Consider the following 12073-nt stretch of genomic DNA (forward strand, 5'->3'; position numbering starts at 1 on the left):
TTTTGTCTAGCGACAATAGCACTGTGGCACCACCTGATCCCATTCCGAACTCAGAAGTGAAACGCAGTAGCGCCGATGGTAGTGTGGGAGTTCCCATGTGAGAGTAGGACATTGCTAGGCTTCTATTTAGAAAAGCCCGTTACTAATGTAGCGGGTTTTTTGCTTTCCGACGTTTAAAAATACAGTATTTATACCGTAGAGCAGTAGCGCAAACAGTAGTGCGACTTATGTTCGACATGCCCATGTAAGAATAGGACATTCTCCGCTTCTATTTAGAGAAACCCGATTCGAAAGAGTTGGGTTTTTTGCTTTCTGTCGTTTGAAAAAAACAGCATTTATACCTGTAGAGTAGTAGCATAAACGGTAGTGTGACTTATGTTCGACATGCCCATATGATAGTAGGATATTCTCCGCTTCTATTTAGGTCGCTCTTTGCCATCATTGGCAACACGACATTAGTATATTCCTAGACGTAAAAACCCGTTACTAACGTAACAGGTTTTTTGCTTTCTGGCGTTTGAAAAACACACCATTTATAACTAATATAGTCGTAGCGCCAACGTTAGTGTGACTTATGTTCGACATGCAAATGTGAGAATAGGACATTGCTAAGCTTCTAATTAGGTTGCTCTTTACCATCCTTGGCAACGCGACATTAGTATATCCCTACACGTAAAAAACCCAATCCGAAAGAGTCAGGTTTTTTGCTTTCTGGCATTTGAAACACATCAATTATAAATATTTTATAACTATAGAGTAGTAGCGCTTACGATAGTGGACTTGTATTGAACATGCCTATCTCGGGGTAGGATATTCAACGTACCAAATCAATATACAGTTAACAGATATTTGTTGTTTGTTACTTCCAGATGATTAACGACGCTGAACGTATATCGCAACAGATAAAAGATAGCGTTGAAAAGTTATTCCCCTCTTTTTCAATATAGCGCTTTAGATATTTCTGATAGTCATCTGTCCACTTCTCAGATGATTAGCTTTTCGTATATACTCTATATAATTATAATTTTTTATTCTAAGTAGTGTACGTAAATGAAGTGGGAAATAGCTAAGTCTAGAGGAAATGTTATTAATGCGATCAGAGATTTTTTTAAAAATAAAAATGTTGTTGAAGTCGAAACACCATCACTCTCTATGGGAACAGTAACAGATCCTTATCTTGATGCCTTTAGCACCCAATACAACTATTTAGATAACAGCGATATAGATCAATCTCAACAGCTATATTTACAAACTTCACCTGAGTTTCATATGAAACGACTACTTGCTTCAGGTTATGGCTGTATCTTCCAAATCTGTAAAGCATTTCGTCATGAAGATTCAGGCCGTTATCACAATCCCGAGTTCACCCTATTAGAATGGTACCGTATAGGTTTTAATCAACACGACTTAATGGCTGAAGTTGATGAACTATTATCTACAGTCGTAAAAACGCCAAAATCTGAAAAAATATCCTATCAAAATTTATTCATTAAATTCGTCAGTATAGATCCCTTAACAGCAACTTTTAATCAATTATATGAGGTTATCGAGTTACACGGTAAAGCCGCAGATTGGTTGTATGAATCAGATGATTGTGACTTATTACTACAGTTTATCTTTTCAGAAATTATAGAAAAGAATATTGGCTTATCTCGACCATGCTTTGTCTATAATTTTCCAATTGCGCAAGCTTCATTAGCTAAAGAGTGTGCAGAAGATAACCGTGTTGCCCAAAGATTTGAATGCTATTTTAAGGGCGTTGAATTGGCAAATGGCTTTAATGAATTAACAGATGCTGATATTCAAATTACGAGATTTGAGCAAGATAACAGTAAACGTCAACAACTAGGACTTGTTACTAAAAATATAGATGAGAACTTTATTAAAGCTCTACAATCAGGGCTACCACAATGTGCAGGAGTAGCTTTAGGTATCGACCGCTTAATGATGATTGCGCTAGAAAAAAGTGCTATTGAGGATGTAATTTCTTTTCCGATAGAACGCGCTTAAAAGTTTTGTGATACTATATCAATTGTGATATTATCCACTTTTAACAGTAATTATTATCTAATTGTAAGGGGAGTATAAAGTGCTTGATCGTATTGGAATAACCGCAACATCACTTTGTGCGCTTCATTGTATCTTATTACCGGTATTGTTACCGGCACTGCCTTTACTCGGATTAAGCTTTTTAGCTGACCATGCATGGGAACATGTATTTTTATTAATGACTGCTGCACTAGGTACTTTAGCCTTGTTTTCCGGTTTTAAAAAATACCATAGAAAATATTACCCTTTCTACTTACTTTTTTTAGGCGTTGGTATTTACTGGATAAAGCATGATTTTTCAGAAGATATTCAGCCATTCTTTATTTTGATTGGCGCAAGTTTGATTGTAGCTGCCCACGTCATTAACTTGAAATTATGTAACAGTTGTAAACAGTGTATCAGTGATACATGTGAAAGTAGCTAAGCAACTACCTTCACATACGTGATTACATATTAAGCTCTTTTAACTTTCTTGTTAGGGTATTCCTTCCCCAACCTAATTTTTTAGCGGCCTCTTGCTTTCTTCCTTGTGTATAATGAAGCGCACGTTCTAATAGTATTTTCTCAAATTCAGGCAAAGCGGTATCAATAATATTGTTATTACCTTTGGCCAATTGCTCATCAACCCACTCTTGCAGCGCAACTGGCCATGATGAAGCTTCTGCAGTAGGTTTTGTTAATGATGTGTTATCAGCAAGTTCGCTTGGTAAATCATCTAATATAATTTCTTTACCACTTGCCATTACCGTTAAGTAACGACAAATATTTTCAAGCTGACGAACATTTCCTGGCCACGCACATTGCTGTAAATAACTAAGAGTGGCTTTATGTAGGGTTTTTTGTTCAACCTCTAATTCTTTTGCAGCTAAATGTAAAAAATGATTAATGAGCTGTTCAATATCTTCCTTGCGTTCACGTAAACTGGGTAACTGTATTCTAATGACATTTAAACGGTGAAATAGATCTTCACGAAAATCACCATTACTGACTTGAACTTCTAGGTTCTGATGTGTAGCCGCAATGATCCTTACGTCAACTTTAATAGGTGAATGACCACCAACGCGATAAAATTGTCCATCGGCGAGCACACGTAACAAACGTGTTTGAATATCTAAAGGCATATCGCCAATTTCATCAAGAAACAAGGTTCCTTTATGCGCTTGTTCAAAGCGACCCTGTCTTACGGCATTCGCGCCAGTAAACGCACCTTTCTCATGGCCAAATAACTCTGATTCAATTAAATCTTTTGGTATTGCAGCCATATTTAAGGGAATAAAGGGAGCATTCGATCGTGGACTATGCGTGTGAAGGGCATGTGCGACAAGCTCTTTACCTGTACCAGACTCGCCATTAATGAGTACACTGATACTCGAACGTGATAGTCGTCCAATTGCCCTGAAAACTTCTTGCATAGCTGGAGCCGCGCCAATTATTCCAACGGGATCAGGTGCTACTATAGAGTGCTTACGTTTAGCACTTTGTTCCCGAGCATGTGTTAGCGCCCGTTTTGTTAGAGAAATAGCTTCGTCAGTATCAAAAGGTTTAGGTAAGTATTCAAATGCGCCACCCTGATAGGCATTTACAGCACTATCGAGATCTGAATGTGCAGTCATTATGATCACCGGTAGGTTAGGAAAATTCTCACTAACACGGCTAAGTAACGTCATACCATCAATATTTGGCATCTTTATATCAGAAATTATTATTTCTGGTTGTTGGTGCTCTAGGGCGATGAGTAAGTCTTCTGGTTTCTCAAAAGAGGCTACAGATATATTTGCTCCTGATAAGGCTTTTTCTAACACCCAGCGAATAGAGCTGTCATCATCTACAATCCAAACTTGCTCAACATTCATTATTATTCTCTTCTTGTAAAGGCAGTAAAATTAAAAACTCAGTATGACCTGGTCGGCTATAGCAAGATAATTTACCTTTGTGCTGTTGCACTAAGGTTTGTGAAATAGACAAGCCTAAACCTGTACCGTTATCGCGTGCAGATACCATAGGGTAAAATAGAGTGTCTTGAATCTTTTTCGGAATACCAGGGCCATTATCAATAACACTGATTTGAACACAGAGTTTTACCCGTCTTCCATTAATGGTTTTATTACTAGCGGCTCTTGTTTTGAGGGTTATGTTACAGCCCTCATCAATAATTTGAACGGCGTTATTAACAATATTCAAAACCGCTTGTTGAAGCTTATCTTGATCAAAACTTATTTCAGGAATAGAGGGGTCATAGTCTCTAATAAATTTAATATTTTTAGGGTTGTTAAAATTAATCAGCTTAAAAACTTTCTCTAAGACAATATGAATATTTTGTTCTGCCATTTGAGGTAATTGATTAGGGCCTAAAAGCTTGTCAACCAAATTAGTTAAACGGTCGGCTTGTTCAATAATCATTTCAGTATATTCTTGTTGCTCTTGCGTTAATTCTTTACTTAATAATTGTGCAGCGCCACGAAGACCGCCTAATGGATTCTTAATTTCATGTGCAAGCCCACGTATCAAATCTCGAGACGACTCCCATTGCTGGTGCTGAAATGCTTCGATACTCATTTGTTTTTGCTGATCAATCTGTTTGAATTCTAAGATTATATGTGGCTGTTTGTTGAACTCAACAGACGAGGCTGTTATTTCCACGGTAATACGGCTGTGATCAAAAAATTCAATAGTGACATCACTGTCACTAAATTCTTGGCCAGAAGTCAGCAGTTGTTCTAAACGTTCCTTTTTAATAGGAGAATTGTAGAAGACTGTTGTAATTGGTAAGTTGCACAGCTTGTTAAAACTCTTAACTAATAACGCTTCTGCTGCAGGGTTAACATATTTAATCGTTAATTTATTATCTAGCACTACAAGTGCCGTAACCATCTGATTTGGCAGCTTTTGTTGGTAGCTAAATTTTAATTGTTGATCTCTATTGCTGTTGCTAGACATAAAAACCTTTTGCACTGATGTAGTGCGACAAAATATTAATGTAGTTACATTTGGTGCAAGTTGCAGCAAATGCTACTTAATTTGCGTTATTAACCGATGCTCTATGCATATAAAAGGTTATAGGCTTTGATGATGCAATTATCTTGCCTTTATCATTAAGTAATTGCATTTTTATGATATGTTCGCCGCGATCTATATTTCGTAGCACAAACATCGAGTGAGATTGCGGAGGTTGATGGGGTTTACCATCTAAAAAAAGTTGAATAGCTAAGCCTTGTTTAAAGATAGGTTTGATACTACCTGCTATGTAAACAGAACCAGTGTTGTCTCTAACCGTGGCATTTTGTTTAGGTTGGTTAATTTCAACTTGGTAATCATCTTTGATAATTTTTGGCGTTAAATCTAGCATTGAGGTATCAATAGAAGAGGCCGTATTGGGTTTTTTTATTTCAACTTCTTCCGCACCAGCTTGAGGGCTATCAGAAAAAACTAAGATACCATCATCACTTCTCCAAACATAAATTTTGGTTGCCGTCGCAAAGGTATTACAACTAAGTAATGTGATGATTAAAGTTAATAACAATAAAGAATAACGCAAAAATTTAGCTCAACTTAAAATAGTTACCTTAAACTTATATAATTAATCGTCTATTTGCCACAAAAAAGCTCACCGAAGTGAGCTTTTTTTCATTTAATCATATAGTCAAGATTATACGCTGTAATATAATTCAAACTCTAATGGATGAGTTGTCATGTTTACGCGTTGTGATTCACCACGTTTAATAGCAATGTATGCATCAATCATATCTTTATCCATAACACCACCAGCGATTAAAAACTCATAATCAGCTTCTAAGCTTTGTAAGGCATCTTCAAGCGATGTTGCTACTTGTGGGATAGCTGCAGCTTCTTCTGCTGGTAAATCGTATAAATCTTTATCCATCGCATCACCAGGATGAATTTTGTTTTTAATACCATCAAGACCAGCCATTAATAAAGCCGTAAAAGCTAAATATGGGTTTGCTGCTGGATCAGGGAAACGAGCTTCAATACGCATTGCTTTTGGTGATGGAACAACCGGTATACGAATTGATGCAGAGCGATTACGTGCAGAATATGCAAGCATTACCGGCGCTTCAAAATGTGGAACTAAACGTTTGTAAGAATTAGTTGCTGGGTTAGTAAAAGCATTCAATGCTTTAGCATGCTTAATAATACCACCAATATAATAAAGCGCCATTTCAGATAAGCCACCGTATTTATCACCAGCGAATAAGTTAACACCGTCTTTGGCAAGTGATTGATGAACATGCATACCAGAGCCGTTGTCGCCAACTAATGGCTTAGGCATGAAAGTTGCTGTTTTACCGTAAGCGTGAGCAACGTTATGAACAACATACTTGTATATTTGAACTTCATCAGCTTTTTTAACTAAGGTATTGAAGCGACATGCAATTTCGTTTTGACCAGCTGTTGCTACTTCATGGTGATGCGCTTCAACAACTAAGCCCATTTCTTCCATAACCAAACACATGGCTGAACGAATATCTTGTGATGAATCTACAGGAGACGTTGGGAAGTAACCGCCTTTAACACCTGGACGGTGACCCATATTGCCTTCTTCGTATTCAGTACCTGAATTCCAAGCAGCTTCTTTATCATCAATCTTATAGAAAGAACCACTCATATCAGTACTGAAGCGTACATCATCAAATAAGAAGAATTCTGGCTCAGGACCAATCAATACAGTATCAGCGATACCTGTGCTACGTAAGTACTCTTCAGCGCGTTTAGCAACCGAACGAGGATCACGGCTGTAGCCTTGCATTGTACTTGGTTCTAAAATATCACAACGAATATTTAATGTTACTGCATCTGTAAAAGGGTCTAATACCGCAGAATCAGCATCAGGCATCATTACCATGTCAGATTCATTAATACCTTTCCAACCTTCGATAGAAGAACCATCAAACATTTTACCGTCTTCAAAAAAGTCTTCATTTACTTGGTGATAAGGAATTGAAACGTGTTGCTCTTTACCTTTTGAATCAGTAAAACGTAGGTCAACAAATTTAACATCGTTGTCTTTGATTAAATCTAATACGGCTTGTGACATGTAAAGTCTCCAGTGTCATTAAAATAAAATACGTTTGCATTTCGCATGACGGGCATAAAGCGAAATTCATGCCAACAGATAAAACCCTTATATATAAGGTGTTAACTTATTTACTAAAGCCTGTCTGCACCACCTTTGTGCGTTGGTAGCGCCAAATTGGTGCGTCTGCTGGTTGTTGGTGCTTAAGAGTATAACAGTGCATTACGATTCGTGTATGGAGAATTTAATAGGTACTGAAATATTTGTTGCTGTCTTTGTTGACTTCGTTGCTGTATAATTCGCGCCCAATTATAGCCCTATATTCTTTTGATGAAAAAGTCTTGCAAGAAGTGAGTAAAACCCGTGTTAGATAAATTACGTAATGTTGCCATCATAGCCCACGTTGATCATGGTAAAACAACTTTGGTTGATAAATTATTAGAACAATCAGGTACCCTTGATGCCCGCGGCGGTCTTGAAGAACGCACGATGGATTCGAATGATATCGAAAAAGAACGTGGTATCACAATCTTAGCTAAAAATACGGCTATTAACTGGAACGGTTACCGTGTAAACATAGTTGATACTCCTGGCCATGCTGATTTCGGCGGCGAAGTTGAACGTGTTATGTCAATGGTAGATTCGGTTTTACTTATCGTTGATGCACAAGAAGGCCCTATGCCACAAACGCGTTTCGTAACGAAAAAAGCGTTTGCTCAAGGTTTAAAGCCAATCCTAGTTATTAATAAAGTTGATAAGCCTGGTTCTCGCCCTGATTGGGTTATGGACCAAGTTTTTGAATTGTTTGACAACCTTGGCGCTACAGATGAACAGCTTGACTTTAAAGTTGTTTACGCTTCAGCAATTAATGGTTGGGCTTCGCTTGAAGAAGGCGTAACAGGCACAGACATGACACCTTTATTTGATACTATTCTTAAAGAAGTGCCAGCACCAACAGCGGATCCAGATGGTCCATTTCAAATGCAAATATCTCAACTTGATTACAGCTCTTACTTAGGTGTAATTGGTGTTGGCCGTATTACTCGTGGTTCTGTTAAACCAAACCAACAAGTGACGATTAAATTAGCAACTGGCAAGATTCATAATGCTAAAGTTGGTAAAGTATTCGGCTACTTAGGTTTAGAAAGACTTGATATCGAAGAAGGTTTTGCTGGCGATATTATTGCTATTACTGGTTTAGGCGAGTTAAAAATATCTGATACGGTTTGTTGTCCTACAGAAGTTGAAGGCTTACCAGCATTATCTGTTGATGAACCTACTATCAATATGACTTTCCAAGTAAACACTTCACCATTTTGTGGTAAAGAAGGTAAGTATGTTACTTCACGTAACATCAAAGACCGTTTAGACAAAGAATTAATTCACAACGTTGCTTTACGTGTTGAGCAACTTCCTGATGCTGATAAATTTAAAGTATCAGGTCGTGGTGAGCTTCACTTAGGCATTTTAATTGAAAACATGCGCCGTGAAGGTTTTGAGTTAGCGGTATCACGTCCTGAAGTTATTATTCGTGAGATTGATGGTCAAATACAAGAACCTTATGAAAACGTGACCATTGATGTTGAAGAGCAGCATCAAGGACCTATAATGGAAAGAATGGGTGTTCGTAAAGCTGAATTAACAGATATGGCACCTGACGGAACGGGTCGTATTCGTATGGACTTTATCATGCCAAGTCGTGGTTTGATCGGTTTCCAAACTGAATTCATGACATTAACGTCAGGTTCTGGCTTGATTTATCATACATTTTTTGAATACGGACCTCATAAAGGTGGCGACATTGGCCAACGTAAAAATGGTGTAATGATCGGTAATGCAACAGGTAAAGCATTAACGAATGCAATATTCAACTTACAATCACGTGGTCGTATGTTAATCGGACACGGTGTTGATATTTATGAAGGTCAAGTTATTGGTATTCATAGCCGTGACAACGATTTAACAGTAAACGCTCTTAAAGGTAAGCAGTTAACTAACGTTCGTTCATCAGGTACTGATGAAGCACAAACGTTAACACCGCCTATTGTCATGTCACTTGAACAAGCGCTTGAGTTTATTGATAACGATGAGCTAGTTGAAGTTACACCACTGAGCATTCGTATTCGTAAAAAGCTTTTAAAAGAAAATGAACGTAAGCGTGATACTCGTCCTAAATAAGCCTCTTATCTAGACGATTGATAAAAACCAGCTTCGGCTGGTTTTTTTGTCAGTAAATTTCAGTAAGCCTAAACGTAATATTGCGTAAGACATGTCTTAAAAACACATAGGAAGTAACACAATACACTGTTAATAAAGTGGGTAATTGTATTTTAATTTATTGTTTTTTAATGAAAATTAATTAAGTGAGTTAGTTATGTCTAAATGTTGAGTTGACGCTAATCATTACACCTCACTGGTGAATATTAGTTTTACTGATACGATTAGTTGCATATGAACTTTAAAAGTAACGGTGCAGGGAGCAAACTTATTATGGTGCAGAGAAAATTAAATCGTTTAAATGATCTATTTGAAAAAGCTGTTGCTGATAAAGCTAACGTTATCGAACGCAGAGAGTTAAAAGTCCTTTATCAAGAGTACATTGATGATGGCAGGGAAATAACTTTGCCCATACAAGACTCTATTTACCCCCAACATGCCACAGCTTCATAACGACCAAGCGGTATCTTTAAATAATATTATTAAGAAAGGGAATTTCGAAATGTCTCCAGAGCAACTCAAAATGTTACAACGATTAAGTCAACTTTTTGAAGAAGGCCGAGCGGGTCCGAGTCAAATAAGAGAGCTGTCAAGCTTACTTACCGCGATTAACCAAAAACAAGATCGAAGTGATTTTATTGCTAATCCTCCCTTATCACACGCTAGATCAAGTAATGACACGTGATAACTTATGATCTCAGCAACATAAAATCCTACTAATAAAGAGTAAGTCTCTGTTATCAAGTAATGGAGCGATGGCGGCTAATTTAACATAAACAAGCTAGCACCTATTCCCATTTACTATTCCTTTTCTTACGCTAAGCAGACATTCATAAAAGTGCTCCTTTTGTACTAAGGGTTTTTAAGTGATTTTATGAATGTTTGTGATTTGTTAATTGAATTGTTCATTTCGTTAATTAAGCGTTCAACATCTTATTCAATTAATTTATATTCTATTTTAAGCTCACCGATAGCTCGCGCATTAAGAACATGTTTTAAATAAAGCATATTATCTTTAAGCGCATCAAGAATAGGTTGCATTCTCTTCTCCGCATTACGCATTGATTCAATCACTGAAGTATAACGCTTTTCGGTTTTGTTATAACGCGATTGACTTTGGCGTTTTAAGGATTGATTAGTAAATTGTTCTAATTCACTACTCCATTCATTAAACAAAGCTTCAGCGACAGCTTCAATTGAATTAATACGAGTAGTTACATCCTCAGCAGCAACTTTACTCGTATGATAGTGTTCATTACTTATTACATATTGTTGTTGCAGTTCACTACCATCAAAATTTACTAATGCAGAAAACTGTTCTAAGGCATTTTTAAATTCTTCTTTTGCTTCCTATTGTGACTCAGTAGCAGTTTCAACACGATCGATTAATATATCACGTTTATGTTTACCTACTTTTTCTATGGCTGAATAGTAAGCAGATTGACAGCCTACTATTGACAGTAAAAGAAAAAAAACGAGACCTTAATTATAATCTTATTCATTAGTTCCTACCGTTATAACGAGCAGCATCGATGATTGCCCACAGATGAAAAATAAGGCCAGGAATCGCCATAAAGAATAAGACTCCTGTCGCTGCTAAAGTGTAGTTAACCCAGGTTAACAGGAAAAACAGGATTGCTGCGAGGATCCTGCCTTGAACTAATTGACCTAAACCTGCAATAAAAAAACTACATATTGCTGCTAAAACATTACCACCTGAACCTTGATTAGACATCATTACTCCTACGTTAAATTTTATTACGATTATTATCACTATCACTTGCTTAGCAATTATCATAATATATTGTACACCATAAGATAATAACTAATTTGTAATGAACTGGATCAAAAGCATTAAAAAAAACCAGCAAAGTCAGACTATTTGGCACTTTTGTTTGTTTTTTATTAATAGAATATTAAAAGAGCAAATACATATTACTGCCGGTTACTTATCTTATGTAACCTTGATGTCGCTGGTGCCTTTGATTGTAGTCATGTTGTCAGTTATGACCGCTTTTCCTATCTTTACTGATATTAAAGAGATCATTGAAAATTTTGTTTATCAAAATTTTATGCCAGCTGCGGGTGATGTGGTTAAAGAACATATTACCGGTTTTGTCACGAATGCTTCAGAGATGTCAGCTATCGCCATTAGTTTTTTATTCTTATTTGCCCTATTGCTAATTTCTGCCATTGACACCAGCTTAAATAAAATTTGGCGGGTCACAACCAAAAGGCGCATTGTTACCGCTTTTTCTATGTATTGGATGGTACTGACTCTTGGACCCGTGTTAATGGGCAGTAGTATAGCGGCAACTTCATATATTGTTTCTTTGATATCAATAGGGAATTATGACGTTTTCGGCCTTACCAATATAGCGTTAAGAGCTTTGCCTATTCTTGCTTCAATTGGCGCATTCCTTATTTTATATATGGTGGTGCCTAATAAAGTGGTACTGCTTAAACATGCCTTGTTTGGTGCAACATTAGCGGCACTTTTATTTGAAGTCGCAAAAAAAGGCTTTGCTTTTTATATCACGCAACTCCCTTCTTATGAAGCTATTTACGGTGCTCTAGCGGGTATTCCGATTCTTTTTTTATGGGTTTATTTATCTTGGCTAGTCGTGCTTTTCGGTGCATTGTTTACGGTCAGCTTAGAAAATTTTAAACCAGAAGTTCACCAAAGAGAACACTTAGATAAGCATCAGATAAGTTAATTTATAAAGGCTTGCTTGAAACTGACAGTTTTTAATATTTTGCGCCATAATATTATTT

The 12073-nt window shown here is 36.9% G+C and carries 11 protein-coding genes, 1 rRNA gene and 1 pseudogene; 7 read left to right on the forward strand and 6 right to left on the reverse strand.

All coding sequences use genetic code 11. The features are described from left to right. Positions 1-5: 5 nt before the first annotated feature. From rrf to H4J57_RS11800, 3 genes are all read left to right on the forward strand, one after another. A 5S ribosomal RNA gene (rrf, locus tag H4J57_RS11790) occupies positions 6-120 on the forward strand. 930 nt (positions 121-1050) lie between these two features. Next, positions 1051-2010: an elongation factor P--(R)-beta-lysine ligase gene (gene epmA, locus H4J57_RS11795; protein ID WP_182243038.1), complete on the forward strand. Its 960-nt coding sequence runs from the start codon at positions 1051-1053 to the stop codon at positions 2008-2010. 79 nt (positions 2011-2089) lie between these two features. Further along, positions 2090-2473: a MerC domain-containing protein gene (locus tag H4J57_RS11800; RefSeq protein WP_182222507.1), complete on the forward strand. Its 384-nt coding sequence runs from the start codon at positions 2090-2092 to the stop codon at positions 2471-2473. A gap of 22 nt (positions 2474-2495) precedes the next feature. Here H4J57_RS11800 and glnG read toward each other — a convergent pair whose 3' ends face one another. From glnG to glnA, 4 genes are all read right to left on the reverse strand, one after another. Then, complete coding sequence (gene glnG, locus H4J57_RS11805) at positions 2496-3902, reverse strand: nitrogen regulation protein NR(I) (RefSeq protein WP_182243040.1); 1407 nt, start codon at positions 3900-3902, stop codon at positions 2496-2498. Beyond that, on the reverse strand, positions 3892-4986 hold the full coding sequence (glnL, locus tag H4J57_RS11810; protein WP_182176505.1) for a nitrogen regulation protein NR(II): 1095 nt from the start codon (positions 4984-4986) through the stop codon (positions 3892-3894). The genes glnG and glnL overlap by 11 nt, the downstream gene beginning before the upstream one ends. Positions 4987-5062: 76 nt before the next feature. After that, entirely contained in the window at positions 5063-5584 is a 522-nt protein-coding gene (locus H4J57_RS11815) for a DUF4124 domain-containing protein (protein WP_182176504.1), read from the reverse strand. Positions 5585-5695: 111 nt separating this feature from the next. Beyond that, positions 5696-7102, reverse strand: a complete 1407-nt coding sequence (gene glnA / locus H4J57_RS11820) for a glutamate--ammonia ligase (RefSeq protein WP_182176503.1) — start codon at positions 7100-7102, stop codon at positions 5696-5698. Positions 7103-7444: 342 nt separating this feature from the next. Here glnA and typA point away from each other — a divergent pair, with 342 nt between their 5' ends. The 3 genes from typA to H4J57_RS11835 all read left to right on the forward strand — a co-directional run bounded on the left by typA (position 7445) and on the right by H4J57_RS11835 (position 9983). Further along, a complete protein-coding gene (gene typA / locus H4J57_RS11825; protein ID WP_070375026.1) occupies positions 7445-9259 on the forward strand; it encodes a translational GTPase TypA in 1815 nt (604 codons plus the stop codon). A gap of 273 nt (positions 9260-9532) precedes the next feature. Continuing rightward, on the forward strand, positions 9533-9751 hold the full coding sequence (locus H4J57_RS11830; RefSeq protein WP_182203252.1) for a hypothetical protein: 219 nt from the start codon (positions 9533-9535) through the stop codon (positions 9749-9751). A 49-nt stretch (positions 9752-9800) separates the two neighbouring features. Continuing rightward, positions 9801-9983, forward strand: a complete 183-nt coding sequence (locus H4J57_RS11835; protein WP_182176501.1) for a hypothetical protein — start codon at positions 9801-9803, stop codon at positions 9981-9983. Between the two features lie 167 nt (positions 9984-10150). On the opposite strand, the pseudogene H4J57_RS11840 reads toward H4J57_RS11835, so the two are convergent. Next, positions 10151-10759 (reverse strand): annotated as a pseudogene (locus H4J57_RS11840) (DUF2959 domain-containing protein). A 40-nt stretch (positions 10760-10799) separates the two neighbouring features. Next, positions 10800-11033, reverse strand: coding sequence for a hypothetical protein (locus tag H4J57_RS11845; protein ID WP_182176500.1), 234 nt, complete (start codon positions 11031-11033; stop codon positions 10800-10802). A gap of 100 nt (positions 11034-11133) precedes the next feature. Here H4J57_RS11845 and H4J57_RS11850 point away from each other — a divergent pair, with 100 nt between their 5' ends. Next, complete coding sequence (locus H4J57_RS11850; protein ID WP_182176499.1) at positions 11134-12015, forward strand: virulence factor BrkB family protein; 882 nt, start codon at positions 11134-11136, stop codon at positions 12013-12015. Positions 12016-12073: the final 58 nt, after the last annotated feature.

It is taken from the genome of Colwellia sp. BRX8-7, from assembly GCF_014077275.1.
GTDB lineage: Bacteria > Pseudomonadota > Gammaproteobacteria > Enterobacterales > Alteromonadaceae > Colwellia_A.